The organism is Agromyces kandeliae (assembly GCF_009674665.1).
GTDB classification, from domain to species: domain Bacteria; phylum Actinomycetota; class Actinomycetes; order Actinomycetales; family Microbacteriaceae; genus Agromyces; species Agromyces kandeliae.
The window spans coordinates 220768-246547 of record NZ_WKJD01000021.1; the positions used below are offsets into that span (position 1 = coordinate 220768).

The 25780-nt window shown below is 72.6% G+C and carries 21 protein-coding genes and 1 tRNA gene; 8 read left to right on the plus strand and 14 right to left on the minus strand.

The genetic code is table 11. The features are described 5' to 3' along the window. The first annotated feature begins 38 nt into the window (after positions 1-38). From GJR97_RS16785 to GJR97_RS16795, 3 genes are all read left to right on the plus strand, one after another. Positions 39-851 carry an ABC transporter permease gene (locus GJR97_RS16785; protein WP_154348085.1) on the plus strand — a complete coding sequence of 271 codons (813 nt, stop codon included), beginning with the start codon at positions 39-41 and terminating at the stop codon, positions 849-851. Next, positions 851-1591: an ABC transporter ATP-binding protein gene (locus GJR97_RS16790; protein ID WP_154347905.1), complete on the plus strand. Its 741-nt coding sequence runs from the start codon at positions 851-853 to the stop codon at positions 1589-1591. Before GJR97_RS16785 ends, GJR97_RS16790 begins: the two co-directional genes overlap by 1 nt. Positions 1592-1664: 73 nt before the next feature. After that, complete coding sequence (locus GJR97_RS16795) at positions 1665-2726, plus strand: hypothetical protein (protein ID WP_154347906.1); 1062 nt, start codon at positions 1665-1667, stop codon at positions 2724-2726. A 9-nt stretch (positions 2727-2735) separates the two neighbouring features. On the opposite strand, the gene GJR97_RS16800 is transcribed toward GJR97_RS16795, so the two are convergent. From GJR97_RS16800 to GJR97_RS16825, 6 genes are all read right to left on the minus strand, one after another. Further along, positions 2736-3329 carry a hypothetical protein gene (locus tag GJR97_RS16800; RefSeq protein WP_154347907.1) on the minus strand — a complete coding sequence of 198 codons (594 nt, stop codon included), beginning with the start codon at positions 3327-3329 and terminating at the stop codon, positions 2736-2738. Between the two features lie 51 nt (positions 3330-3380). Further along, entirely contained in the window at positions 3381-4685 is a 1305-nt protein-coding gene (locus tag GJR97_RS16805) for a CDP-glycerol glycerophosphotransferase family protein (protein ID WP_324613629.1), read from the minus strand. A 42-nt stretch (positions 4686-4727) separates the two neighbouring features. After that, entirely contained in the window at positions 4728-5573 is an 846-nt protein-coding gene (locus GJR97_RS16810) for a glycosyltransferase family 2 protein (RefSeq protein WP_154348086.1), read from the minus strand. A gap of 49 nt (positions 5574-5622) precedes the next feature. Then, on the minus strand, positions 5623-6435 hold the full coding sequence (locus GJR97_RS16815) for a CDP-alcohol phosphatidyltransferase family protein (RefSeq protein ID WP_229276354.1): 813 nt from the start codon (positions 6433-6435) through the stop codon (positions 5623-5625). A 2-nt stretch (positions 6436-6437) separates the two neighbouring features. Beyond that, complete coding sequence (locus GJR97_RS16820; RefSeq protein ID WP_229276355.1) at positions 6438-7493, minus strand: glycosyltransferase family 2 protein; 1056 nt, start codon at positions 7491-7493, stop codon at positions 6438-6440. A gap of 151 nt (positions 7494-7644) precedes the next feature. Next, positions 7645-9387, minus strand: a complete 1743-nt coding sequence (locus tag GJR97_RS16825; protein WP_154347909.1) for a S1C family serine protease — start codon at positions 9385-9387, stop codon at positions 7645-7647. A 144-nt stretch (positions 9388-9531) separates the two neighbouring features. Here GJR97_RS16825 and GJR97_RS16830 point away from each other — a divergent pair, with 144 nt between their 5' ends. Continuing rightward, positions 9532-10740 (plus strand): aminotransferase class I/II-fold pyridoxal phosphate-dependent enzyme, encoded by a 1209-nt coding sequence (locus tag GJR97_RS16830; protein ID WP_324613631.1) that lies wholly within the window; start codon positions 9532-9534, stop codon positions 10738-10740. A gap of 13 nt (positions 10741-10753) precedes the next feature. Here the strand turns inward: GJR97_RS16830 and GJR97_RS16835 are convergent, their stop codons facing one another. Continuing rightward, positions 10754-11581 carry a carbon-nitrogen hydrolase family protein gene (locus GJR97_RS16835; protein ID WP_154347911.1) on the minus strand — a complete coding sequence of 276 codons (828 nt, stop codon included), beginning with the start codon at positions 11579-11581 and terminating at the stop codon, positions 10754-10756. A 28-nt stretch (positions 11582-11609) separates the two neighbouring features. Next, positions 11610-13493: a KUP/HAK/KT family potassium transporter gene (locus GJR97_RS16840; RefSeq protein WP_195760751.1), complete on the minus strand. Its 1884-nt coding sequence runs from the start codon at positions 13491-13493 to the stop codon at positions 11610-11612. A gap of 160 nt (positions 13494-13653) precedes the next feature. On the opposite strand from GJR97_RS16840, the gene GJR97_RS17935 reads away from it, so the two are divergent. The 3 genes from GJR97_RS17935 (at position 13654) to GJR97_RS16850 (ending at position 15013) form a co-directional block, all read left to right on the plus strand. After that, a complete protein-coding gene (locus GJR97_RS17935) occupies positions 13654-13839 on the plus strand; it encodes a hypothetical protein (RefSeq protein WP_195760752.1) in 186 nt (61 codons plus the stop codon). An 11-nt stretch (positions 13840-13850) separates the two neighbouring features. Continuing rightward, complete coding sequence (locus GJR97_RS16845) at positions 13851-14129, plus strand: hypothetical protein (protein WP_154347913.1); 279 nt, start codon at positions 13851-13853, stop codon at positions 14127-14129. 155 nt (positions 14130-14284) lie between these two features. Next, entirely contained in the window at positions 14285-15013 is a 729-nt protein-coding gene (locus tag GJR97_RS16850) for a trimeric intracellular cation channel family protein (protein WP_154347914.1), read from the plus strand. Between the two features lie 177 nt (positions 15014-15190). Here the strand turns inward: GJR97_RS16850 and GJR97_RS16855 are convergent. The 4 genes from GJR97_RS16855 to GJR97_RS16870 form a co-directional block, all read right to left on the minus strand. Beyond that, positions 15191-15267 (minus strand) — tRNA-Met (locus tag GJR97_RS16855). An 88-nt stretch (positions 15268-15355) separates the two neighbouring features. Further along, entirely contained in the window at positions 15356-16216 is an 861-nt protein-coding gene (locus GJR97_RS16860; protein ID WP_154347915.1) for a class I SAM-dependent methyltransferase, read from the minus strand. Next, complete coding sequence (locus tag GJR97_RS16865; RefSeq protein ID WP_154347916.1) at positions 16216-19176, minus strand: UPF0182 family membrane protein; 2961 nt, start codon at positions 19174-19176, stop codon at positions 16216-16218. Before GJR97_RS16865 ends, GJR97_RS16860 begins: the two co-directional genes overlap by 1 nt. 146 nt (positions 19177-19322) lie before the next feature. After that, a complete protein-coding gene (locus GJR97_RS16870) occupies positions 19323-20465 on the minus strand; it encodes a YlbL family protein (protein WP_154347917.1) in 1143 nt (380 codons plus the stop codon). A gap of 200 nt (positions 20466-20665) precedes the next feature. Here GJR97_RS16870 and GJR97_RS16875 point away from each other — a divergent pair, with 200 nt between their 5' ends. Continuing rightward, positions 20666-22018: a zinc-dependent metalloprotease gene (locus GJR97_RS16875; RefSeq protein WP_154348089.1), complete on the plus strand. Its 1353-nt coding sequence runs from the start codon at positions 20666-20668 to the stop codon at positions 22016-22018. An 816-nt stretch (positions 22019-22834) separates the two neighbouring features. Here GJR97_RS16875 and GJR97_RS16880 read toward each other — a convergent pair. Together GJR97_RS16880 and nudC are read right to left on the minus strand one after the other, a co-directional pair. Continuing rightward, a complete protein-coding gene (locus GJR97_RS16880; RefSeq protein WP_407643610.1) occupies positions 22835-24760 on the minus strand; it encodes an ATP-dependent helicase in 1926 nt (641 codons plus the stop codon). Next, positions 24712-25725, minus strand: a complete 1014-nt coding sequence (nudC, locus tag GJR97_RS16885; protein ID WP_324613633.1) for an NAD(+) diphosphatase — start codon at positions 25723-25725, stop codon at positions 24712-24714. Before nudC ends, GJR97_RS16880 begins: the two co-directional genes overlap by 49 nt. Positions 25726-25780: the final 55 nt, after the last annotated feature.

Below are 25780 nucleotides of genomic sequence, written 5' to 3' on the forward strand. Positions count from 1 at the left end.
TCGGAGGGTCGCCTCCGTCCATCTACGATGAGACCGTGATGAGCTACGCCGACTCGCATCCGTTCACGCGGACGCCCTGGGACGGCTACCGGCATTCGCTGTGGCTCCTCACGACGCGCGACCTCAAGGTCCGGTACTCGACGTCGGCCCTCGGCTACCTCTGGTCGGTGCTCGACCCGCTCGTCATGGCCGGCATCTACTGGTTCGTCTTCACGCAGGTCTTCCAGCGTCCGGTCGGCACCGAACCGTACATCGTGTTCCTGCTCGCCGGGCTGCTGCCCTGGATGTGGTTCAACGGCGCGGTCTCCGACTCGACCCGCGCATTCCTGAAGGACGCCAAGCTCGTCCGATCCACGAAGCTGCCGCGGACCATCTGGGTCAACCGGATCGTGCTGTCGAAGGGCATCGAGTTCCTGCTGTCGCTGCCGGTGCTCCTGCTGTTCGTGCTGCTCGCCGCCTGGTTCGGCGAGGACATCCGGGTCGGCTGGGAGCTCGCCCTCTTCCCGCTCGCCATCATCCTGCAGGCGATGCTCACCGCCGGGCTCGGACTCATCGTGGCGCCGCTCGTGGTCTTCTTCCGCGACCTCGAACGCGCGACCAAGCTCGTCCTGCGCTTCCTCTTCTACGCCTCGCCGATCGTCTACGGAACGACGAACCTGCCCGAGTCGCTGCACTTCTGGGCCGCGTTCAACCCCCTCACCGGGATCTTCGGCCTGTACCGATCCGCGATCTTCCCCGGCGAGCTCGACTGGTTCGCCGTCGGCGTCGCCGCCGCCATGTCGCTCGCCTTCCTCGGGCTCGGCCTCTGGGTGTTCCGGAGCTCCGAGCGCCAGGTGCTGAAGGAGATCTGATGCCAGAGGCTGCCATCCGCGCGAACGACCTCGGCGTCCGGTTCCGGCGCAACCGTCGCGGCAGGAAGTCGTTCAAGGACCTCCTCTCCCGCCGACGCCGCAGGATCCGGCCCGACGAGTTCTGGGCCCTCCGCAACGTGTCGATCGACGTGCGCCCGGGCGAGGCGATCGGCGTCGTGGGGCGGAACGGGCAGGGCAAGTCGACCCTGCTCAAGCTCGTGGCCGGGGTCATGCTGCCCGACGAGGGCGCAGTGATCGTCGAAGGCGGTGTGGCACCGCTCATCGAGATCACCGGCGGCTTCGTCGACGACCTGACCGTCCGCGACAACGTGTACCTGACGGCCGGCCTGCACGGCATGTCGCGTGCCCAGATCGACGACAAGTTCGACGAGATCATCGAGTTCGCCGAGATCGGCGACTTCCTCGACACGCCGTACAAGCACCTGTCGAGCGGCATGAAGGTGCGCATCGCGTTCGCGGTGATCTCGCAGCTCGAGGAGCCGATCCTGCTCGTCGACGAGGTGCTCGCGGTGGGCGACAAGGCGTTCCGCGAGAAGTGCTATCGCCGCATCGAGGAACTCCTCGAGGGCGGGCGCACGCTCTTCTTCGTCTCCCACAACGAACGCGACCTGCGCCGCTTCTGCACGCGCGGCCTCTACCTCGACAAGGGTGCGCTCGTCCTCGACGCCGGGATCGACGAGGTGCTCGACCGCTACAACGCCGACTACGGCACGCGCTGACGCAGCGTCAAGCCCCCGCCCGGAAAGGCGGGTCCCCGCGACGTTCCCATCCGCGCCGCCTAGGATCGTCGCCATGTCCGAACGTGTGCACCGGATCACGACGCTGGGCCGTGGTGCGCCCGAGGAGGCGGCGCCCGAAGCACCCGACGTGACGGGCGAGCCCGGGTCCGGTCAGGCCGGCACGCCGCGGACCGATCCCGCCGATCGGGCCGTCGGCCTCGAGCGGGGATTCGACCGACTGCTGTCCATCCAGCGACCGATCGTGCTCGCGCACCTCCGCGCCATCCGTCGGAACCACCCCACGGCGAGCCCCGAGGAGCTGGTCCGCGTGCTCGAGCGCCGGTACCTGACCGCCGTCACGACCGGCGGCGCCGCCGTCGGCGCGACCGCCGTGGTGCCGGGCATCTCGACCGGCATCACGCTCGCCCTCTCGGGTGTCGAGACCGCGGGCTTCCTCGAGGCGACTGCCCTCTTCGCCCAGTCGGTCGCCGAGGTGCACGGCCTGCACGTCGAGAACCCCGATCGCGCACGCGCACTCGTGATGACGCTCATGATGGGCCGCGAGGGCGCCGACCTGGTCCGGCAGTTCGCCGCGCAGGCGACAGGCAAGGGCGTGCCGCGGAACGCGTACTTCGGCGAGATCATCACGAGCACGCTCCCGCGCGCCGTGATGGGCTCGGTCGTCGACCGGCTTCGGCACGTGTTCGTCAAGCAGTTCGCCGTCCGGGGCGGCGCCGGGATCATCGGACGCGCCATCCCGTTCGGGATCGGTGCCGCGATCGGCGGCATCGGCAACCACGTGCTCGGGCGCCGGGTCCTCCAGCAGTCCCGCCTGGCCTTCGGTCCCGCGCCGTTCGTGCTCCCGGTCGAACTGGAGCCGCGCGGCGACGAGACCGCCATCACGTCGGCCGGCAGGCGCCTCGCACGAGCGGTGACGACCGCGGGACGCGTCGCGAGCCGACCGTTCGGACGGCTGTCCGCGGCGACGTCGAAGGGCGACCGTGCGGACGCCTCGGCCGACGACCTGACCCCCGGCGGTGATGACGGGACGAACGAACCGCTCGGTGACGGCGAGGCCGACGACCCCGTCGAGCCCCGCGCGGACCGGCCCGCCGACCCGGACGGGACGGTCTGAGGCTCCGGCCTACGGGATCGGCTCGTAGCCGAGCAGCTCGCGCAGTTGGCTCGTCTCGGCGTCGAGCACGTCCTCGGGCTTGCCCGCGTCCCGCCGCACCCGGAACCGCCCGCTCAGGGCGATCAGGCGATCGGCGACGTCGTGCTCGGGATCGCGCTCGATCAGGCGGAGGGTGATCGCGAACCAGCGCTCGGCGAGCTCGAGTTCGTCGGCGAGCTCGAACGCCTCGGCGACGTGGAGGTGCCGCCACCACTGCCCGCTCCCCGACCCGCGCAGCTCGTCGGCCGTGCGCAGCGCCGCGTCGCGCTCGCCGAGCGCGAGCTGGATCGCGACGAGCCGTCCGGTCGCCTCGTGGGGCTCGGCATCGGATGCCTCGGCGGCGCGCCGCGCGGCCGTCAGCGCCCGGTCCAGTTCGCCGGCCATCTCGAAGTGCTCCGCCGCGGTCAGGAGGAGGTGCGCGCGCCGCACGCCTTCGGCCAGCTCGAATGCCGCGTCATCCGTCGCCCACCGCTCGAGCAGGTCGGCCCGCGCGACATGGCCGCGACCATCCGCGACGCGGAGCTCCAGCTCGTCGAGATCGTCCTCGGTGATCAGCTGCGCCATGGCCCGAGCATACGTTCCGGGCCGACGGATCGCATCGGGCCGCGCGCGGTCTCAGTCGACCTCGATCTCGTCGGACTGCTCGGCCGCCTCGCCCTCCGCGTCGTGGTCGTCGACCTCCGGGTCGGTCGCGTGCAGCGCCGCGAACCGCTGCCACTCGACCATGAGGTGGTCGACCGCGTCGTGGAAGCGACGGGTCGTGACGCCCGGCGTCGTGTCGCCGAAGTAGCGCTCGACCCAGTAGCCGAGCCGCTCGAGCGCCAGGGCGTCGTGCGCGACCTCGTCGACCCGGGCGAGCATCGCGGCGCCGTCGGCCCGGTCCAGCCACTCGCACGCGGAGAGGTAGCCGCCCGTGTCGATCTGCGCATCGGGATTCGCCGGACGCGTGACGAGGAGCGGCTTGCCGGCCGCGAGGCGGTCGTAGACCATCGCCGAGATGTCGACGATCGCCACGTCGGCGGCCGCGAGCTGCCAGCCCAGGTCCTTCCCCTCGTCGACGACGTGATGCGCGGACGGGTCCGCCGCGTTCGCCTGCTCGAGCATGCGCTTGATCTCCTGGTTCGCAGCGCCGTACTCGTGGTCGACGACGCCCGAGCGCGGGTGCGGCCGATAGATCACGCGGTGCCGGCCGCTCGCGATGAACGCGCGGACCAGGTCGACGCCGTGCGATGCGATCGAGCCGTACGCGGCCGCCCCGCGATCCCCCTCCCACGTCGGCGCGTAGAGCACCACCTCGCGGCCGTCGTCCGGGTACGGCAGCGCACTGCCGTCGAGGTAGTGATCGGCCTGCGGACGGCCGATCGGGATGGCCCGCTTGTCGAAGTCGTAGTCCCACAGCACCTTCTCGAGGCGCGCCCGCGCGGCATCGCCGGCGATGAACGCGTAGTCGTAGGCCTTGAACTGGTTCGTGGTCATGTACATCTTGTCGGACTCGCCGTGGTTGATGAACACGTGCCAGCGCCGCCCATAGCGCATCATCTGGAAGTTCTTGGCGTTCTGGTTGACGTAGAAGATGACGTGCAGGTCCTGCTCGTGGATGACGTGCTCGAGGTCCGCCACCCGGCGCACGTACGCCACCGGCACCGGTGCCTCGTCGAGCAGCGCGAGCGCCGCGCCCGAGGCGCGGCTGAGCATCAGGACCGGATGCCGCTCGGCGAGCCGGGCCAGCGGCCGGTACCACTGCCGCAGCTGGTACAGGTTGACCTTGCCGTCGGCGAAGTAGACGCCCACGCGGAACCGGTGCGGCTCGAGGGGCCCCTGCACGGCGAGCTTCTCGACCAGCTGCCGCTGCGCACGTCGCGAGCGGAGCACGTTCTGCACGAGCTTCACGGCACGCCGCGCGTCTCTCCTCAGTTCCACCGTCCAAGGGTAGCCGCCGTCGCGCATCGCGCGTGACGCATGTCAGACGACGGGCGGCCGCCCGGCGAGGGTCATCCGCCACACGGTGCGCCACCGCATCGGGCGTCGCTCCCCCGCGTCCTCGCGCCATCCGGCCCGCCAACCCGCGAACCACGCCCGGAGCGCGGCGGGCTGCCGGACCCAGCGCAGCACCTGGATCGCCGTCCAGGAGCCGACGTAGCACGGGACGAGGATCGCCGGCAGGTTGCGGCGGGCGAGCCAGACCCGATTCCGGGCGTTCAGCCGGTAGTAGTACGCGTGGCGAGCCGGGTCGATCACGGGATGCGCCGCCTCGAGGTCGCCGGCGTACCAGGCACGGTAGCCGGCATCCCACACGCGCCAGGCCAGCTCGATGCCCTCGTGGGCGTAGAAGAACGGGTCGGCCCAGCCGCCGGAGGCCTCGAACGCGCGCCTCGGCATGAGGACCGCGCCCTCCCAGCAGGAGAACACGGGGCTCGAGTGCGCCGGATCGCCCTTGCGGATGCGCGGGATCCAGCGCCGCGGGGACGCGAGCCCGGTCGGGTCCACCACGCGGGGCTGCACGAGCCCGAGGTCGGGCCGGGAGGCGAGCATGCGGCATCCGTCGGCCAGGAAGGCCGGGCTCGGCAGGTAGGCGTCGTCGTCGAGGAAGAAGAGCACGTCGCCCGCGACCTCGGGGACGCCCCGGTTGCGACCGGCCGGGATGCCGAGGTTCTCGGGCAGGTGCAGCGTGCGCACCTCGGCCGGGAGCGCAGGGCCGGCGGTCGCCGGGTCCCAGCCGTTGCCGACGCATACGACGTCGACGTCGACGCCCTCCTGGTCGAGGATGCTCCGGATGCCCCGCGCGAGTTCGACGGGACGCCGGCCCATCGTGAGCACCACGACCCCGACGCGGGGCCGCGCGGTCGTCGACGGCGGATCAGGCACGGACACGCCGGGAGGCCATGATCGCGATGAAGTGGCCGACGAGGGCGAGCACCGCGAGGGGCAGCAGCGCGGCGAGCACGACCCGGTCGACGAGCGGCTGGCCCGCGAACAGCCCCACGACCGCCGCGGCCAACGCGATGAGCGTCAACTCGACCGAGTGGTAGAGGCGGTGGAACGGGACGAACCGCGCCGCCTTGCGCAGCGTCGCGACGAGTCCCCCGCGCGGCGCGGTCTCGCCCTGCGTGTCGGCCAGCTTCGGCAGGCCCGCGTTCGCCCGTGCCACGTGCACCATGTCGTTGAGCGCCTTGTTCAGCACGATGACGAGCGCCAGCAGGGCCGCGATCGTCGTCCAGAGGAAGTCGGCGGGGAACTCCAGCGGATACGCGGCGGCACGGATGCCGAGGGCGATCGGGATGAGCGCCTCGGTCGAGTAGTGGCCGACCTTGTCGAGGAACACGCCGGCCGGGCTCGACGTGCGGCGCCAGCGCGCGACCTCGCCGTCGCAGCAGTCGACGAGCATCTGCAGCTGTCCGAGCACCACGGCGAGCAGCGCGCCCCAGATGCCGGGGATCAGCAGCGCCGCGGCGGTCGACCAGCCGACGAGGATCATGAGTCCCGTGACGCCGTTCGCCGAGATCCGCGTGTGCAGCAGCAGCCACGTCAGGTAGGGCGAGAGGTCGCGCAGGTACAGCGACGCCGTCCAGTGCTCCGCGTTCCGGCGGCCGCGGACCTCGGGCGGCTGCGTCACCGCGCGCTGCTCGGCGAGGCTCGACGGGATCCCCCGGTCCGGCATGGGCTCCGACATGCTCACCTTCCCGTGTGCGTGGCGATGTTGGTCGTGAGCGAGAGGTACCCGAGCACGAAGCCCGCCCCCCACGCGACGTGGATGCAGGGCAGCACGGCGAGGAACCACGCCGCCGTCGCCGCGCCGCGGTGGCGCGCGTACGCGATCGTCGCGGCGATCACGAAGAGCAGGTAGACGAGCGGGACGACGAATCCCACGAGCAGCCACGGCGCCTGGCCCGTCACCGCCTGCACGATGCCGACGACGCCGAGGATGAGGCCGAGCACGACGCCGACGACCATGGCGGGCGGGACGAAGTACCGGAGGCCGTTCGCCGCGGGGAACCGGCGGGCGAGCTCCCCCCGCCACAGCCCGGTGGAGAACATCTGCCGCGCGAGGCGCTCCAGGCTCGAGCGCGGGCGATAGGTCACCGCCAGCTCGGGCGTGAACCAGACCGTCCCGCCCGTCTGACGCAGTCGGCGGTTCAGTTCCCAGTCCTGGCCGCGCTTGATCGTCTCGTCGAAGAGGCCGACGCGCTCGAGCGCGCTCCTGCGGAACACGCCCAGGTAGACCGTCTCGACGGGCCCCTCGTGGCCGCCGACGTGGAACGCCGAGCCGCCGAGCCCGACGGGGGTCGTGTAGGCGAGCGCCACCGCCCGCTCGAACGACGTCTCGCCGCGGGCGTCCATGATGCCGCCGACGTTGTCGGCACCGGTGCGCACGAGCGTCTCGACCGCGATGCGCGTGTAGTCGACCGGCAGCATCGAGTGGGAGTCGACCCGGACGACGACCGGGTGCACGGCCGCGCGGATGCCGATGTTCAGGCCGGCGGGCGTGGACCCCACCTCGTTGTCGAGGACGTGCACGCGCGCATCGCGCGACGCGAGGTCGGCGACCAACTCGTTCGTGCCGTCGATCGAGGGACCGAGCGCGATCAGCACCTCGACGGGGCCGTCGTACTCCTGCGCGAGGATCGACTCGACCGCGGCGCGCACGTGCGACGCATCGTTCAGCACGGGCATGACATACGAGACGCCGATCGGCGGCGACGGTTCCGCCGGATGGGGCTGGTCGGGCATGGTCCTCACTCGTGCACTGGGTCGATCGAGCCTAGCAGCAGGGACCCCCGCGATCGCGGTGCCGACGCGGGGTTCCGCGCACGAGGAACGGGGGCCGTACCATGCGGTCCGGCCCCCGTCGGAGCGGTCGCCCGTGGAGCGATCCCCGGGGTCAGCCCTCGAAGGTGCCGAGGGTCACGGTCACGGTGTTCGACTCGCCGTCGCGCGTGTAGGTCACCTCGGCCTCGGCACCGCCCGCGAGGGCGCGCACCTGCGCGGTGAGGTCGGTCTGGTCGGTGATCGGGATGCCGTTCAGCGCCGTCACCACGTCGCCGGACTGCAGGCCGGCCGCCTCGGCGGCGCCGCCCGCGCTCACCTCGGCGATGAGCGCGCCGACCGTCGAGCTCTCGCCGCTCGCCTGCGCCGAGGTCACGGTCGCGCCGAGCAGGCCGTGCGTGGCCGAGCCGTTCTCGATGATCTCGCCCGCGATCCGCTCGGCGAGGTTCGAGGGCACCGCGAACCCGACGCCGATGTTCCCGGCCTCGCTCGAGCTGCCGCCGGCGGAGAGGATCGCGACGTTCACGCCGATGAGCTTGCCCTCGCTGTCGAGCAGCGCGCCGCCCGAGTTGCCCGGGTTGATCGCGGCATCCGTCTGGATCACCGGGATGGAGATGAGGCCGCCGCCGCCGGACGAGCCGTTGCCCTCCTGGCCGTCGAAGTTCCAGAAGTCGAACGGGCTGTCGCCCGACCCGCCCTGGTCGCCTTCCCCGCTGTCGGGGGTGGTCTCGGGCGCAGCCGACGACTCGACGTCGATGCTGCGGTTCAGGGCGCTGACGATGCCGTTCGTGACGGTGCCGGAGAGGCCCAGCGGCGCGCCGATGGCGATCGCCGTGTCGCCGACGTTGAGCTCGCTCGAGTCGGCGAACTCGATCGGCGTGAGGCCGGAGGCATCCGCCAGCTTGATGACGGCGAGGTCGCTCAGCGGGTCGGTGCCGATGAGCTCGGCCGAGTAGAGCGAGCCGTCGTCGGCCTTGACCTGGATCGACGGGTCGCCGGTCGCGCCGTCGAGGGTGACGACGTGCGTGTTGGTGAGCACGTACCCGTCCTCGGACAGGATGATGCCGGAGCCCGTGCCGCCGGACTGGCCGCCGGACACCTCGATGGTGACCACGCTGGGGCTCGCGGCCGCGGCGACGGCCGCGACCCGGTTCACCGAGCCGTCGTCGTTCACGACGATGCGCTGCGTGCCCGAGGAGGTCTGCTCGACGGCGCTGTCGCCGTCGTCGGTCATGAGCGCGGTGATCCCGGCGCCCGACGCGCCGCCGATGAGCGCGGCCGCGACGATCGCCGCGGCGACGCCGAAGCCGACGCGGCGCTGCTTCGGCGCAGGCTCCTGGACCGCGGTCGGGGCGCCGCCGAAGGCGGGCGGGACCGTTCCCGCGCCGTCGGCCCGATGAGCGCCAGACGCCGCGGACGCCGCGGGTGCACCGGCGACCGGCGCGGTCGGCTGCGTCTGGCCAGCGGTCGGCGCGGCCGGGTCGTGGCGGTACTGGCCCGCGATGTACGGCTGCGGGGCCTGGCCGGGCGCGTACACGGTGCCGGTCGGGCGCGGTGCGGGCTCGGCGACCGGGGTCGCGGGAGCTGCCGCGGGCGCGGGGTGCGCGGCCGGCGCGGGCGTCTCCGCCGGGGTCGACGCCGCGGCCGGGGCGGCGGCGGGGGCCGCGGGAGCTGCCGGCTCGACCGTGGCCTCGGTGGCGGGCGCCGGCGCGGGCGGCTCGCTCACGGGCTCGGCGGGCGCATCGGCGCGGGGGGTCTCGACCTGGGCGGGGGCCTCCGCGGCATCCGCACCCTCCGCCGTCGGCGTGGGGTGGGGCTCCGGGGTCTGCTCGATCCCGCCGGTGTTGGTCTCGGTCATCTTCGCTCCTTCCAGCGGATGCCAGCATCCCGCTCCAAGCTGTGCGGCGAGTCGGCGGTCCCTATGTCGAAGCTATGTCGCCCCCGTGAACCGCCCGAGCGCCGCAGTCAGCGTAGCCGCCGCACCGTGGCATACGGTGTGAGCGTGGATGCCATCCCCTCACGACCGCTCGCACCGTGGCAGCGGACCGCAGCCGGGGCGGGGCTGCTCGCCCCCGACGGCGGCGTCGCGCCGACCGTCTTCGCCGAGATGAGCGCGCTCGCCGTGTCGACCGGCGCCATCAACCTGGGGCAGGGATTCCCCGACGAGGACGGCCCCCGCGAGGTGCTCGACGCCGCGCGCGAGGCGATCGCGACCGGCGTGAACCAGTACCCGCCCGGCCCCGGGATGCCCGTGCTCCGGGAGGCGATCGCCCGCCACCAGCACCGCTGGTACGGGCTGACCGTCGATCCGGCGCGCGAGGTGCTCGTCACCGCGGGCGCGACCGAGGCGCTCGCCGCCACGCTGCTCGCGTTCGTCGACGACGGCGACGAGGTCGTCACGTTCGAGCCGTCGTACGACGCGTACGGGGCGGTGATCGCGCGGGCCGGGGGCATCCACCGCACCGTGCCCCTGCGCTTCCCCGACTGGCGGCCCGACCACGACGAGCTGCGCGCCGCCGTGAACGACCGCACCCGCGTCATCCTCGTCAACTCGCCGCACAACCCGACCGGCATGCTCCTCGACGAGGCGACGCTCGACCTGGTCGTCGAGCTCGCGCACCGGCACGACGCCCTCATCGTCACCGACGAGGTCTACGAGCACCTCGTGTTCGACGGGCAGCACGTGCCGATCGCGACCCGCCCCGGGGGCTGGGACCGCACGATCTCGATCTCGTCGGGCGGCAAGACCTTCAACACGACCGGCTGGAAGATCGGCTGGCTCACCGCCCCCGCGCATCTCGTGACGGCCGTACTCGCCGTCAAGCAGTACCTGACCTTCGTCAACGGCGCGCCGTTCCAGCCCGCGATCGCGACCGGGCTCGACCTGCCCGACCGGTTCTTCGCGGATGCCGCGGCCGAGCTCGCCGCACGCCGCGACCTGCTCGTCGCGGGCCTCACGAGCGCCGGCTTCGCGCCGTCGGTCCCGGCGTCGGGCTACTTCGTGGTGGCGGATGCCGCACCGCTCGGCGCGCGCGACGGCGATGCGTTCTGCCGCGAGCTCCCGCACCGCGCCGGGGTCGTCGGCGTGCCGGTCACGGCGTTCGTGCACCCGGAGCGCCGCGACGACGTGCGAAGCCTCGTGCGGTTCGCGTTCTGCAAGCGTCGCGAGGTGCTGGAGTCCGCGGCCGAGCGGCTCGCGGCGATGGGCTGATCGCGGCGTCGGCTCAGGGCGTCTCGCGCTCGACGACCGCGAAGCGGCGGAGCGCCAGTGCCGGGTTGCGCCTGCGCACCTCGGCGATGCGGTCCGTCGAGAGCCAGGCGAGGGCGACATCGGTCTGCTCGCCGATCGTGGCGACCTCGACGCCCATCGGGTCGACGATCATGCTGTTGCCCGCGCCGACGGGCGGGGCGTGGTCGGCGGCGAGCACGTAGGCGGTGTTCTCGATCGCGCGCGCCGTCGTGAGCGTGCGCCAGTGCGCCTCCTTGAGCGGACCGCGCACCCACTCGGCCGGCATGCAGATCGCGTCGGCGCCCGCGTCGACGATGCGGCGCGAGACCTCGGGGAAGCGCGCGTCGTAGCAGGTCTGCAGGCCGAAGCGGATGCCGCCGACCGCGAACGTCTCGGGATCGCCGATCTCGCCCGGGGCCACCCACTCGCTCTCGCGCTGGCCGAACGCGTCGTAGAGGTGGAGCTTGCGATACGCGGCGACGACGCCCTCGCCCGGCGCGATCGCGACGACCGTGTTGGCCACGCGGCGCTCCTCGCCCGCCGGGCGCTCGATCATGCCGACGACGAGGTGCACGTCGAGCCGAGCGGCGAGCTCCGCCACCGCGGTCGTGAACGACCCGTCGAGCGGTTGCGCCGCCTCGACCCACGCCGGGCCCGGCTCGGGCGTGAAGTAGCTCGAGTACTCGGGGAAGACGACGAGTCGCGCGCCGCGCGCCGCAGCGACGCCCGCGAGGCGTTCGATCTCGGCGAGGTTGGCATCGGGGTCGTCGCCGGGCGCGAACTGCGCGATCGCGACGGCGAGGGGCGCGGCATCCGTCTGCATGCAGCCAGCCTAGGCCGCCCGGCCGTGCTCAGACGGGGAGCTCGCGCCCGACGATGACCGTCCGGCGCGCCGGCAGCTCCGCGAGGTCGACCGGGGAGCCCTGGGTCCGCTCGAGGCCGATGAACAGCCGTTGCTGCCACCTCGGGAGCCTCGAGTCGGCGTCGGCCACGGGCGAGTCCGACGAGACCACGTACGTCGCATCCTCGAGCTGGTCCACCGTGAAGCCCGAGTCCGGGCGCGTGGCCGCGAGCGCCAGCGCGTCGGCCACCCGCAGCCGCTGGCGGTAGCCGAACCCGGCATCGATGACGGTCACCCCCCGCGTCAGCGAGCGGGCCTCGGCGTCGACCCCGAACGGCGAGGTGGTCGTCCGCATCGCCAGCACGATCACGTGCTCGGACAGCACCCCGTACCGCTCCAGCAGCGTGGTGAGCGCGACCGGGGCGGTGTCGCTGCTCCGAGCCAGGTACACCGTGGTCCCGGGGACTCGCGGGGCGGTTCGGATGCGGTCGGTCAGGTCCGTGAGCAGGGGTTCGTCCCTCCTGCGGGAGACCGTCATGCGGAAGGACCCGCGCCACCAGGTCCACATGGACACGAGCAGGGCCACGCCGACCCCGAGCGGCACCCATCCGCCGCTCACGACCTTGGTGAGGTTCGCGGCGAGGAAGGCGAGCAGCACCCCCAGGATCGCGGCGATCCCGACGGCTCGCGGGACCGACAGTCCACCGCGGACGCGCAGCAGCAGGAGGAGGAGCGTCGTCGTCGAGCTCAGGGTCACGGTGACCGCGATGCCGTATGCCGACGCGAGCGCGGAGGAGCTCTGGAACCCCACGACGAGCCCGATCACGGCCACGGCGAGCAGCAGGTTGACCGCGGGGAGGTAGAGCTGCCCGCGGTGCGTCGCCGAGGTGTGGATGACGCGGACGGACGGGATGAGGTCCAACCGCCCCGCCTGGTGCACCGCACTGAACGCGCCGGAGATCACCGCCTGCGACGCGATCACGGTCGCCATCGTCGCGAGGATCACGACGGGGATGGTCGCCCAGCCCGGCACCAGGAGGAAGAAGGAGTTGGGTCCGGCCGCGCCGGCAGCCAGCACCGCCGCCGCCTGCCCGAGGTAGGCCAGCAGCAGGCACGGGTAGACGACCGCGAACCACGCGATCGTCACCGGGCGACGGCCGAAGTGCCCCATGTCGGCGAACAGGGCCTCGGCACCCGTGATCGCGAGCACCACGCCGCCGAGGGCGAGGAAGGCCGTCCACGGGTGCTCGGCGACGAGCAGCACGATCCAGTGCGGTGAGAGCGCGACCAGCACTTCGGGGCCCCGGGCGATGGCGACCACCCCGAGGACGGCGAGCAGCAGGAACCACGCGAGCATGATCGGGCCGAAGACCCGGCCGATGCGCGCCGTCCCGAACCGCTGCACGACGAACAGCGCGACGAGGATCGCGACCGTGATCGGGACGACGAGCGCCCCGAGGTCCGAGTCGATCGTGGTGAGCCCCTCGACGGCGGACAGCACCGAGATCGCGGGCGTGATCATGCTGTCGCCGAGGAACATCGCCGCGCCCAGGATCGCCACGCCCGTGGCCAGTGCCCGCACCCTCGCCGTCGGGCGCGCGCGGCGGATCTGCGCGAGCAGCGCCAGCAGGCCGCCTTCGCCGTCGTTGTCGAAGCGCATCAGGACGGTGACGTAGAGCACCGTCACCACGAGCGTGATCGACCACACCACCATCGACGTGACGCCGTAGACGTGCGCGGAGTCGATCGTCCCGGTCGGCGCGAGCGCGGCGCTGAGGGCGTACAGCGGGCTGGTCCCGATGTCCCCGAAGACGACGCCGAGCGCCCCGACCGCCGCCAGTCCCGTGGGCCCCGAGGAAGGGGTGCGGGGCGGGGCGGTCACATCCGCGGGCATGCCCCGAACTCTACGGACCCACGTCCTCCGGCCGCACCTCCCACACCGGGAACCCCGACCCGTCCGCCTTCCCCGATGACGGCGAGTGAGCGATGCGGGAGGCGGGAATAGGCAACCACTACTCAGGACACCGAGCTGCACCGTCCCTAGCGTCCTCGACATGAGCACCCACTTCCTCGCCTCACGCGCGCACCGCAGGAGCGTCGCGATCGCCGTCGTCCTCGGATTCGTCGCCCTCGCCGTCGCCCTCGCCCTGACGGAGTGGTTCGTCACCGGCGACCTCACGGCCGTCTTCGAGGGCATCGAGAACGGCCTCACCGGCCAGCAGGCCCGCCGGCGACTCTGAGGGGCTGAGACATGGACACCATCGAGGTCACGGGCACCAACGGCGACCGTCTCGTGTACGACGGCGCCACGGTCGCGAAGTTCCGGCACAACGGGATGCACGAGTCGGCGCGCAACCCGGTGTCGACGTACCGGGAGATCCGGGTCACGCACCGCCCGGGCAAGCGCGGGCGGCCCGACAGCTACGAGGTCCTCCTCGCGATGGCCGCGATCCTGACGCTCACCATCGACCAGTCGCAGAAGGCGCACCTCGACGCGCTCGTCGCGGCACTCGAGCGGTCGTCGGCGTGAGGGAGTGACGGCGCGCGGGGCCCCGGCCGGCCCCGTACCCGGGCCGTGGACCGCCCCGGCACGCGGCTGGCCGATCCCGGCGCCGCCGCCGGTATCATCGCCTCGAGGTCGTACCGGAAGCGGCGGCTGCTCCGGGCGGCACGAGGGGGTGGCTCATGTCCGGCGTCCTCGCCGTCGCCGCGGACGACCCGCTGACGTCCGTCATGGCCGTGATCCAGGTGGTCCTCGAGTACGTCGGCACCATGGCCTTCGCGATCTCCGGCGCCGTCGCGGCGGGGCGCAAGCGCATGGACCTCGTCGGCGTGGTGGTGCTCGCGTGCCTCGTCGCGGTCGGCGGCGGCACCCTGCGCGACGTCCTGCTCGGGAACTTCCCGGTGTTCTGGGTGCGCAACCCGACCTACCTGCTCGTCGCGGCGCTCACTGCGCTCGCGGTGATCCCGCTCACCCGCACCCGTGCGCTCGACGTGCTGCAGCGCCTCCACATCGTCCAGGTGTCGGATGCCGCGGGCATGGCCGTCTTCGTCGTCACCGGCACGAACGTGGCCCTCGCGGCCGGCGCGAACGAGATCAGCGCCGCGATCATCGGCGTGATCTCGGGGGTCGGCGGCGGCATCGTCCGCGACATCCTCGCGAACGAGGTCCCGGACGTGCTGCGCGGTGGCCAGTTCTACGCCACGGCCGCCCTGATCGGCGCGGGCGTCTACGTGGCGCTGCTCGCGCTCGACGCGGATCCGCTCATCGTCTTCTGGATCCCGATCGCCATCATCCTGCTGATCCGGCTCGCGTCGCTGCGGTTCGGCTGGGGCGTGCCGACGTTCGCGTACGAGGACCGCGGCGGCCGACCCCCCGACGCGGACGACGCGCCGGCGGGCGGACGTCGATGACGACGTTCGCCTCGTTCGGCGTGACGCGAGCGCACTCGATGATCGCGTGACGGGGCTGTCCGCCGCGGGGACGGATCGTCGTCGGGGCAGGGCACCGTCGGGCCGCCCGGAGGGTCTTCCGGCACGGCTCCGGACAAGCGAAAGGCCCCGGTCCGATTGGACCGGGGCCTTCCTGTTTGGTTGCGGGGGCAGGATTTGAACCTACGACCTCTGGGTTATGAGCCCAGCGAGCTACCGAACTGCTCCACCCCGCGGCACAAGAGATAACACTAGCACGGGTTCCGAGGGCGGTCGAATCGAGGCCGCATCCCGGGCGGGTCGGCGCCGATCGGCCGCTGTCGGCTACTCCTCGACCGGTCGCGAGGCGACGAGTTCGTAGCCGAGCGGCAGCCACTGACGGCCCGGCCAGCCGAACATCCCGTCGCCCTTGGGCACCGTGATGGGGAACATCCGCCAGGGCAGTTCGTAGTGCTCGGCGAAGTCGTCGACCGTGAGCCCGGCGTCGCGCAGCGCGCCGAAGACCTCGCCGAGCGGATGCATCCACTCCCACGTCCGGGCGTTGACGAGGCGCGCCTCGGGGTCGGCGTAGTCGCTCGGGTCGTCGATGATGTCGGGACCCGTGCCCACGTACGGGAAGGCGAACGCCGGCAGGCCGCCCGGCCCGGCGTCGCCCTCGAAGACGTACGCCGCCGGGTGGCCGTCGGCGAAGAACAGGCGACCGCCGGGCTTGAGGAACCACGCGACGATCCGCGCCCACTCCGCGACATCCGGAAGCCAGCCGATCGTGCCCCAGGTCGTGAAGACGACGTCGAACGACTCCGGCTCGGGCAGGCGGTGCCGTGCGTCGTAGACGTTGGCCTCGACGAAGCGCACGCGATCGTCCACGCCGAGCTCCGCCGCCATCCTCCGTGCCTCCTCGACCGCCGGGCGCGAGAAGTCCACGCCGACCGCCGTCGCCCCGAGGTTCACGAGCGACAGCGTGTCGGAGCCGAAGTGGCACTGGAGGTGCAGGACGCGCACGCCGTCGAGGCCGCTCGGGAACATCCGGTCGATGCCCGCCTGCGCGATCGGGTCGAGCACGCTGCCGCCCGCCCGGAGGCGCGACCGGTCGTAGAACGGCGAGGCGACGTGGAGCGCCACGCGCTCGTCCCAGTTCGCGCGGTTCTCCTCGAGCCAGTCGCCCGAGCCGAGCTCGACGGACATCAGCCGTTCGAGGGTTCCTCGGTCGCCGGCGCGTCGGTCGACGGGGTGTCCGTCGTGCTCGCGCCGTCGTCAGCGAGGACGATGAGCTCCGAGATGATCTCGGCCAGCTCGGCGTCCGCCGCACCGTAGGCCACCCAGTCGCCGTCCTGCAGCGCCTGCTGCTTGTCCTCGATCGCCTGCCGCGCGCGGTTGAGCAGCGACTGGAGTTCGGTGTCGGTCGTCGTGGGCGTCTCGCCCTCGGCGGGCGGCTCGCCGCCGTCGGGTGTGGTCGGCTCGACCTCCTCGTCGCCCGCGGCCGCGCCGGAGTCGCCGCCGAACAGCACGTTGAGCGCCTCGTCGAGCGTGTCCTGGAACGCGATCTCGTCGCCGAAGGCGACCAGCACCTTCTGCAGGAGCGGGTAGCTCGTCTCACCGGTGGACTGCACGTAGACCGGCTGCACGTAGAGCAGGCCGCCGCCGACCGGCACCGTCAGCAGGTTGCCGTTGATCACGTCGGACTGGCCCTGCTTCAGCAGGTTCAGCGATTGCGACACGGTCGGGTCTGAGTTGAACGTGTTCTGCACCTGACCGGGGCCTGGGACGTTGTCGTCCTCGGGCAGCGAGAGCAGCCTGAGCTTGCCGTAGCCCTCGGCGCGTTCGCCGTCCGTCGACCCCGCGTCGGAGTCGACCGCGAGGTACCCGCGCAGGACGTTGCGGCTCGCGCTGCCGCGCGCCTCCGGGATGAACGTCGAGTAGATCGAGTACGTCGGCGCCTCCTGGCCCGGCATCTGCATCGTCAGGTAGTAGGGCGGCTGCAGGAACGAGGTCGCCGCGCTCTGCGTCGGGTCGAGCGGCGTCGTCCACGCGTCCTCGCGCGAGTAGAACGTCACCGGGTCGGTCACGTGGTACCGGCCGAGCACGGCGCGCTGCATCTTGAACAGGTCGGCCGGGTAGCGCACGTGGCTCATGAGCTCGCCCGACATCTCGCTCATGTCCTTGAGCGCGTTGGGGAAGACCTTCTGCCAGGTCTGCAGGATCGGGTCCTCTTCGTCCCAGGCGTACAGCGTCACGGTGCCGTCGTAGGCGTCGACCGTGGCCTTCACCGAGTTGCGGATGTAGTTGACCTCGTCGAAGGCCAGCGGCTGCTGCACCGCCTCGCTGTCGGAGATCGCCTCGCTGTAGCTGACCTTGTTCGAGTAGGGGTACTGGTCGGACAGGGTGTAGCCGTCCACGATCCAGACCACGCGGCCGTCGACCACCGACGGGTACGTGTCGCTGTCGAGCGTCAGGTACGGCGCGACCTTCTGCACGCGCTCGATCGGGTTGCGGTCGTAGAGGATCTGCGACTCGTTCGAGACCTGGTCCGAGAGGAAGATCTGCTCGGACTGGAACTTCAGCGCGTAGACGAGCTTCGTGAACACGTTGTCGAGCACGGGGCCGCCGTCGCCGGTGAACGTCGTCTGCTGCGGTTCGCCCTCGCCGCCGGCCGGGTAGTCCAGCTCGATCGGCGGCGCCCCCTCGGGCGCGCCCACGATCGAGTACTCGGGCGAGTTCTCGCCGAAGTACACGCGCGGCTCGAACTCCGGGAGCGTTCCGCTGGACGGGATGCCCGACTCGAGGAACACCGGCTGCCCGTCGCTCGATCGCTGGTTGCCGGCCGCGGCCACGAGGCCGTAGCCGTGCGTGTAGACGAGGTGCGAGTTGAACCACGTCTGGGCGTCGTTCAGGCCCTCGAGGTTGAGGTCGCGGATCGCGACGACGGTGTCCTGCGACTCGCCGTCGATCTGGTACCGGTCGACGTCGAGCATCTCGGGGAACTGGTAGTACTGGCGGAACTGCTCGAGCTGCCGGAACGCCGGGCTGATGACGGCCGGGTCCATGAGCCGGATGCTCGCGGTCGTCCCGGCGTCGGCACGCAGCGCGCCCGGCTCGGCGTCGGTCTTCGCCTCGTACGGGATCTCCTCGATGTCGGCGACGCCGAACGCGTCGCGCGTCTCGTCGATGTTCCGGTCGATGTACGGCGCCTCGAGCGCTCGCGCGCTCGGGTCGACCTGGAAGCGCTGCACGACCCACGGGTAGAGGGAGCCGATGAGCAGGCTCGACACGATGAGCAGGACCGCGCCGACGAGCGGCAGGCGCCAGCGGCCGAGGATCGCGGTGATGAGGAACAGCACCGCCACGACGGCGGCGATGACCGAGAGGATCTGCCGGCCGGGGATGGTCGCGTAGACGTCGGTGTACGACGCACCGGTGATCAGCGAGCCCGTCTCGGTGACGGTCGCGTACTGGTCGAACCAGATGCTGACCGCCTGCAGGAGCAGGTAGAGCCCCGCGGTGATCGCGATCTGGATGCGCGCGGCCTTCGAGATGACGACCTCGCGTCCGCTCACGCGGATCGCGCCGTAGAGGTAGTTGGTCGCGATGACGAGCAGGCCCGAGAGCAGCACGACCGCCGACGCGAAGCCGACGATCGATCGGTAGAAGGGCAGCTCGAAGACGTAGAAGCCGATGTCGAACTGGAACTGCGGGTCGACCGCGCCGAACGGGGTGCGGTTCAACCACGCGAGCACCGAGTCCCAGCGGCTCGCGGTCGAGACGCCGGCGAAGATGCCGAGGACGGCGGGGATGCCGTACATCGCGAGGCGCCGAAGCGGCTCGAAGATCTCCTGATAACGATCCAGTTGCGAATTGAGTTTCGCGTACACGGGACGGGTCCGATAGGCGATCTGGATGGACAACCACACGGGGAGCGCCATCGCGATGAACCCGACGAAGAAGAGCACGATGCGCGTGATCCACTCGGTCGTCAGCACCTCGAGGAACCCGAGCTGGTCGTACCAGCGGATATCCGCGTAGATACCGGCGAACACGAAGAACGCGACGACGAGGGCACCGACGATGCCGATCGTGATCGCGATCGGCGCGCGGCGGCGCGTCGTCCTCGGTTCCTGCGACTGTGCTGTGGACACTCTCGGCCTCATTCGGGTCGGGACGGGATCGGATTCCCATCCTACGGTCGGCTTTCTTGGAAACGGCTGGCGGGGCGGGCCGCGCGCTCCGCTCGGGGCGAACGCGCGTCGCGGCATCCGTCATCGGGAACGTCGGCGGATGACGCGGGGCGCAGGCGTCAGCCGACGACGCTCTCGCAGCTCCGGAACGCCGACGTGTCGCCGCCCTCGCCGATCGTCTCGACGACCGTCCGCGCCTCCTCGAGGGTGCCGACCGCGAAGACCTCGAGCCCGTCGGGCACGTTGCCCACGACCTCGTCGCAGTTCGCCTCGGGGGCGAGGAACCAGTCGGCGTCGGCGTCGAGCGCGCCCCACAGCTTCTGGCGGATGCCGCCGATGGAGCCGACCGTGCCGTCCGAGTCGATGGTCCCGGTCCCCGCGACGTCCTCGCCGCCGGTCATCGCCCCGGGAGTCAGCGTGTCGACGATGCCGAGCGCGAACATCATGCCGGCGCTCGGGCCGCCGACGTCGTTCAGCTGGATCTCGACGTCGATCGGGAACTCGTACCGCATCCGCACGCCGACGCCGAGGACGGCGCTGGCGCCGTTGGCCGCCGGCGTCGCCTCGACGGTGAGGGCCTCGCCGTCCCGGACGATCCCGATCTCGGCGGGCGAGTCCGTCCCGTGCTCGCCGAGCGCGGTGCGCAGCTCGTCGACCGAGTTCACCTCGGCGCCGTCGACCGACCGGATGACGTCGCCCTCCTCGATCACGCCGTCCGCGGGCATCCCCTCGCCCACGCCCTGCACGACCACCTCGCGTGGGAAGTCGTAGCCGAGCTCGACGAGCGCGGCCGCGATCGCGTCCTGCTGTGAGTCGACCATCTGAGCCTCGTTCGCCGCGTCGCGGTCCTCGGTGCTGAGGCCGGGCGGGTAGAGCACCTCGAGCGGCAGCGCGGCGCGGCGCGGGTCGATCCATGCCGCCGCGACGTCCAGCCACCCGGGCGTGGCACCGGGGCGCCCGATCGCCGACACGGTGAGGAGGTCGAGCGACCCCTCGGTCGGGAAGGTCTCCTCGTCGGGGACCTCGATCAGCGGCACCTCCTCGCCGTCGACCTCGGTCGTGCCGAGCGTGTCGTACACCGGTCCGGCCTGCTGGATGACGTACGGGCTCGGCAGCAGTGCGAGGGCGAGGCCGATGACGGCGGCGATCGCGACGGCCGTCCAGCCGATCCGCTCGCGACGCGAGCGCCGAGCGACCTCGACGCGCTCGGACGTCGGATCGGGTGCCGACCGGTCGTCGCCAGGGCCGCCGAAGAGCGTCATCCGCCGTGGTCCTTCCCGAGCGCCCGCGGGGAACCCGGCGCTGTTCGCGACGGGCGGACACCCGAGGGGTCAGCCTAGGCCATTTCCCGGCGAGGACGCAGATGAGCGGCGGTAGCGTGGAGCGCGAAGCGAGGGAGGTGGCCCGAGTGGCCGAACGCGACCAGGAGCCCGACCGAGACCCCGAGGACGAGTTCCGCGACATGCTGCGGGAGCTGCTGTCCGGCTCGGGTGGCATCGACCCGTCGAAGCTCGCCGGCGCGGCCGGGCTGCCGAACGATCCCGCGAGCCTCGCGGCGCTCTTCAGCCAGCTCCAGCAGGCCATGCAGCGGTCGGAGGAGGAGGGCATCGACTGGTCGCTCGCGCTTCGACAGGCCGAGCAGCGCGCGTCGACGGGCCAGCGCCAGGTCGCCGCCGCCGAGACCGAGCGGCTCGACCGCGCATTCGACCTCGCGGCGCTGTGGCTCGACGAGGCCGTCGAGGTCTCCGCCCTGCCGGGCACCCCCGAACTGCTCACGCGCCGCTCGTGGGCCGCGGCGACGATGCCCATCTGGACCCAGCTCGCGGAGCCGGTCGCGCTCAGCATCGCCGACTCGCTCACGCGGGTGATGAGCGAGCAGGCGCCCGAGGAGCTCCGCTCGATGATCCAGGGCGCGAGCCGCATGATGCGCGGCATCGGCGGCGCGATGTTCGCGATGCAGCTCGGCCAGGTCGTCGGCCAGCTCTCGACCGAGGTCGTCTCGGGCGGCGACGTCGGGCTCCCGCTGCTGGAGGACGGCCGGGCCGCCCTCCTGCCCGAGAACGTGGTCGAGTTCGGCGAGGGCCTCGACATCCCGACCGACCAGGTCGAGCTCTACCTCGCGGTGCGCGAGCTCGCGCACGCCCGGCTGTTCCGGCACGCGCGGTGGCTCCGGCTGCACCTCATCACCGCGATCACCGCGTTCGCGCGCGGCATCGACGTCGACGTCGAGCGCCTCGAGCAGCTCGCCGAGGGCTTCGACCCGTCGAACACCGACGAACTGCGCGACGCCGTCGCGAACGGTGCGCTCCTGCGACCGAAGAGCCCGGAGCAGGAGGCGGCGCTCGGCCGGCTTGAGACGATGCTCGCGCTCGTCGAGGGCTGGGTCGACGTCGTGACGGCGGATGCCACGTCCCGCCTGCCGAAGTCCGACGCCGTCGCCGAGACCATCCGTCGTCGACGCGCGACCGGCGGGCCGGCCGAGTCGGCGCTCGCGACGCTCGTCGGCCTGGAGCTCCGCCCACGCCGTCTCCGCGACGCGGCCGCCATGTGGCGCGCGGTGACCGATGCGGTCGGCGTCGCCGGGCGCGACGCGCTGTGGGCGCATCCCGACCTCCTGCCGACCGCGGCCGACCTCGACGACCCTGCACCGCTCGCGGCGCGCCTCGCGTCGGGCGGCGAGGCCGGCGGCGACGCCGATGCGGAGTTCGACGAGGCCCTCGAGGCGCTGCTGCGCGGTGAGTTCCCGCCGGCGGATGCCGCGGACGGCGACGACGCCCCGGGCGACGCCCCCGAGGGCGGGCCCCGCTCGGGCTGACGGCTCCCGACGGCGTTCCGCAGCGCCCTCGGCGAACCCGTTTGCGTCGGGTCGGCACCTGTGGACGCTCCGCGACACGCGGTCGAGCCGTGCGGCATGCTTCCCGCATGACGCCCCGACTCGACCCGGCCCTCCCCGTGGTGTGGCGCTCGCCGCGCACCCTGCAGCTCGGCGGGGTCCGACCGGTCGCCGTCCTCGACGACCCCGCTGCGCTCGAGACCGGCATCCTCGGCGCACTGGCCGCCGGGGCCTCGCGTGCCACGCTGCACACCATCGGCGCCGCACTCGACGGCGACTCCGCGCGGATCGACGCGCTGCTCGACCGCCTCGGACCCGCCTGCATCGACGAGTCGCCGTGCGCGGCCCCCGGCGTCGTCGCCCTCGCCGGCCCCGCCGAGCTCGTCGACGACCTCGGCACCGCCCTCCTGCGGCTCGGGCATCGACCGGTGACCGCGGCCCATGCCGATCCGGCGACGACGGATGCCGCGGTGCTGCTCGCCGCACGCGTCGTCCCGCCGTCGACGCACCTGCCCTGGCTCGCAGCCGACGTCCCGCACCTCGCCGTCGTGTTCGACGAGCGGGGCGCCGAGGTCGGCCCGTTCGTCCGTCCGGGCTCCGGGCCGTGCGTGCGCTGCGTGCACCTGTCGCGACGCGACGCGGATGCCGCGTGGCCGGCCATCTCGGCCCAGCTCGCGGTCGCGCCGGCGCCTCCGCACCGCGGTCGGGCGCGGCACGAGGCGCTGGCGCTCGCGGCATCCGTCGTCGACGACCTGCTGCGAGCGGGGCGCTCGGCACTGGACGCGGCGACGGTCGTCGTCAGCGACGCGCCCGCGCCGGAGCCCCCGCGGCCGACGCCGGTCGGGATGCACCCGGAGTGCGGGTGTCGAGCTCCCGGAGGAAGCGCGACGGCTCCCGTTCCGATCGGCGTCCGGCCGACCAGCGCGAGAAGCTCATCGACAGCCGTCGCCGTGCCCGCGTGATGCCGACGTAGAGCAACCGGCGCTCCTCGTCGATCGCATCCAACCCGGTCGCGTACGCGATCGGGAGCATGCCCTCCACGAGGCCGGGCAGGTGGACTTCGTCCCACTCGAGGCCCTTCGCCGAGTGCAGGGTCGCGATGGTGACCGCGGCCACCGCCGGTTCGTGGTGGGTCTCGGCGCGCGTGCGGAGGTCGTCGGCGAACATACGGAAGGTCGTTCCCGCGGGCTGGTCGTCGACGAGCCGGGCGATGGCGTTGAGCGACTCCCAACGGTCGCGCACGGCGCCGGGGCCGGCCGGCGGCTCGACGGTCCAGCCGAGCGAGCGGAGCACGTCGCTCACCGACTTGAACAGGGGCTCGTCGGCGATCGCGAGGGCCGCGGCCCGGATCGCGCGCACCGCCTCGCGCACCTCCGGGCGATCGAAGAAGCGCTGCGCCCCGCGCACCCGCACCGACACGCCGACCTCGCCGAGCGCCTGCTCGAACATGGCTGACTGCGAGTTCACGCGCAGCAGCACCGCGATCGACTCGGGTGCGACGCCGGCGTCGATGCGCTGCCGCACCCGGGTGGCGACCCCACGCGCCTCGGCGAGCTCGTCCGGGAACTCGAGCACGTCGGGCACCGGGCCGTGGGCGACGCGATCCGATCCGGTGCGGCCGGAGCGGCCGGCGCGGTCGGGTGCCGGCTCGACCGGCGGGGCGACCTCGACCTCGACCTCCGCCGCCGGGGGCGCCGACTCCCCCGGGTGCGGGTCGGCTGCCGCCGGGTCGCCGCCGTCCGGCGCGGCCGCCGCGAGCCGCAACGCGCCCGGCCGCCCGCGCATCAGCCGGTTGGCGGCCTCGACGATCTCGGGCGTCGATCGGTAATTGCGCTCGAGCCGCACGATCGTGGCATCCGGGTAGTGGCGCTCGAAGCCGAGGAGGAACTCGGCGCTCGCGCCCGCGAAGGAGTAGATGGTCTGGCTCGCGTCGCCGACCACGCACACGTCGCGGCGCCCGCCGAGCCACAGCTCGAGCAGGTGCTGCTGCGCGGGCGAGACGTCCTGGTACTCGTCGACGACGAAGTGGCGGTACGCCTCGCGCACCTGCATCGCCACCGCCGGCTCCGACTCGATCATGCCCGCGGTGGCGAGCAGCACGTCCTCGAAGTCCATCGCGCGGCGCTCGTCCTTGAGCTGCTCGTACGCCTCGATGAGCGCGATCACCTGCTCCGCCGTGAGCGTGCCGGGCGCGCCCCGGGCTGCGAGCCGGATGCGGTAGTCGTCCATGCCGACGAGGCCGACCTTGCGCCACTCGATCTCGGCGGCGACGTCGCGCAGCGTCGCGGTGTCGACCTTCACCGAGCACCGTTCGGCCGCGAGCCCGAGCAGGCGGCCCTTGAACTCCAGCACTCGCGGCGCAGGGCCGCCGACGACGATCGGCCAGAAGTGGTTGAGCTGGGCGAGCGCGGCGGCGTGGAACGTGCGCGCGGCGACGGCCCCCGCCCCGAGTGCGCGGAGCCTCGTGCGCAGTTCGGCGGCAGCGCGCGAGGTGAAGGTCAGCGCCATGACGCGCGAGGGATCGTACGACCCGGAGGCGACGCCGTACGCGATCCGGTGCGTGATCGCCCGGGTCTTGCCCGTGCCGGCGCCCGCGAGCACGCAGACCGGACCGATGAGCGCCTCGGCGGCGACGCGCTGCTCGTCGTCCAGTGCGGTGAGGAGGGGGTCACCCGTCACGACGTGGACCACGGCATCGACGAGGCGAGCGGCCCGCCGTACCACTCCTCGAGCATCCAGCGGGCGATCGAGGTCTCGCCCGGCAGCGCGACGCGGCCCAACGCGGCGCGGAGCCCGTCGCGGTCGAACCAGCGCAGCTCGAGGATCTCCTCGCCATCGGGCACCGGCACGGTCGAGGCGCCGTGCGCCACTCGCGCGCGGAACGCGCACATGAGGCTCGCCGGGAACGGCCACGGCTGGGAGCCCAGGTACTCGACCCGGTCGACGGCGAGGCCCGTCTCCTCGACGAGCTCGCGCACGACGGCCGCCTCGAGCGACTCCCCCGGCTCGACGAAGCCCGCGAGCACCGAGAACCGGTCCTGCTCCCACATCGCGTTCGAGCCGAGGAGCACGCGATCCTCGTCGTCGGTGACGACCACGATCACCGCCGGATCGGTGCGCGGGAACCGCAGCCGGTCCTCGGCCAGGCACCGGCGCGCCCACCCCGAGCTGACGACCTCGGTGGGGCTGCCGCAACTCGCGCAGAACGCGTGGGTCGCATGCCAGTTCGCGAGCGCCACCGCCTCGATCGCGAGCCCGGCGTCGCGGTCGTCGAGCGAGGTCGCGATCCGGCGGAGCCCGGCCCAGCGGCTCTCCTCGGCGATCGCGGCCGAGGCGTCGGCACCGTAGGTCCAGGCCTCGATCGGGCTGCCCGCGGGCAGGGCGTCGCCTGTGGCATCCGCCCCCGCATCGAGCGTGCGCCCGAGGTAGCAGCGCACGTCGGGCTCCGGCAGGGTAGACGGATGCCGCAGCTCGAGTCGCGGCGCCCCGTCGGCCGCCTCCGCTTCGACGACGAGCACGCGGCCCGCGTGCACCGCGAGCACCCGGGCGTTCGCGTCGGCATCGAATGCGGCGGCGCGTTGCTCGTCGGGACGCGACACCGCGTCGCGATCGAGGTGCTCGCGCGCGAGCGGCGGCGCGGACCCGGCTCGCGCGACGTCGGCAGGATTCGGCGCGTCGGGGTGGAGCACGGGTGCACCTCTCGTCGGAGCCGGAGTCGTCGGGAAGGCGTGGCGGTCGCCGGGC

Coding starts and splice junctions, on each gene's coding strand:
- GJR97_RS16815 (WP_229276354.1), bottom strand. CDS start 6,435: ATGTCGGAGCCCATGCCGGACCGGGGGATCCCGTCGAGCCTCGCCGAG.
- GJR97_RS16860 (WP_154347915.1), bottom strand. CDS start 16,216: ATGTCCGTCGAGCTCGGCTCGGGCGACTGGCTCGAGGAGAACCGCGCG.
- GJR97_RS16790 (WP_154347905.1), top strand. CDS start 851: ATGCCAGAGGCTGCCATCCGCGCGAACGACCTCGGCGTCCGGTTCCGG.
- GJR97_RS16865 (WP_154347916.1), bottom strand. CDS start 19,176: ATGAGGCCGAGAGTGTCCACAGCACAGTCGCAGGAACCGAGGACGACG.
- GJR97_RS16785 (WP_154348085.1), top strand. CDS start 39: ATGAGCTACGCCGACTCGCATCCGTTCACGCGGACGCCCTGGGACGGC.
- GJR97_RS16825 (WP_154347909.1), bottom strand. CDS start 9,387: ATGACCGAGACCAACACCGGCGGGATCGAGCAGACCCCGGAGCCCCAC.
- GJR97_RS16800 (WP_154347907.1), bottom strand. CDS start 3,329: ATGGCGCAGCTGATCACCGAGGACGATCTCGACGAGCTGGAGCTCCGC.
- GJR97_RS16840 (WP_195760751.1), bottom strand. CDS start 13,493: ATGCCCGCGGATGTGACCGCCCCGCCCCGCACCCCTTCCTCGGGGCCC.
- GJR97_RS16835 (WP_154347911.1), bottom strand. CDS start 11,581: ATGCAGACGGATGCCGCGCCCCTCGCCGTCGCGATCGCGCAGTTCGCG.
- GJR97_RS16875 (WP_154348089.1), top strand. CDS start 20,666: ATGCTGCGGGAGCTGCTGTCCGGCTCGGGTGGCATCGACCCGTCGAAG.
- GJR97_RS16795 (WP_154347906.1), top strand. CDS start 1,665: ATGTCCGAACGTGTGCACCGGATCACGACGCTGGGCCGTGGTGCGCCC.
- GJR97_RS16820 (WP_229276355.1), bottom strand. CDS start 7,493: ATGCCCGACCAGCCCCATCCGGCGGAACCGTCGCCGCCGATCGGCGTC.
- GJR97_RS16850 (WP_154347914.1), top strand. CDS start 14,285: ATGTCCGGCGTCCTCGCCGTCGCCGCGGACGACCCGCTGACGTCCGTC.
- GJR97_RS17935 (WP_195760752.1), top strand. CDS start 13,654: ATGAGCACCCACTTCCTCGCCTCACGCGCGCACCGCAGGAGCGTCGCG.
- GJR97_RS16845 (WP_154347913.1), top strand. CDS start 13,851: ATGGACACCATCGAGGTCACGGGCACCAACGGCGACCGTCTCGTGTAC.
- GJR97_RS16870 (WP_154347917.1), bottom strand. CDS start 20,465: ATGACGCTCTTCGGCGGCCCTGGCGACGACCGGTCGGCACCCGATCCG.
- GJR97_RS16810 (WP_154348086.1), bottom strand. CDS start 5,573: ATGGGCCGGCGTCCCGTCGAACTCGCGCGGGGCATCCGGAGCATCCTC.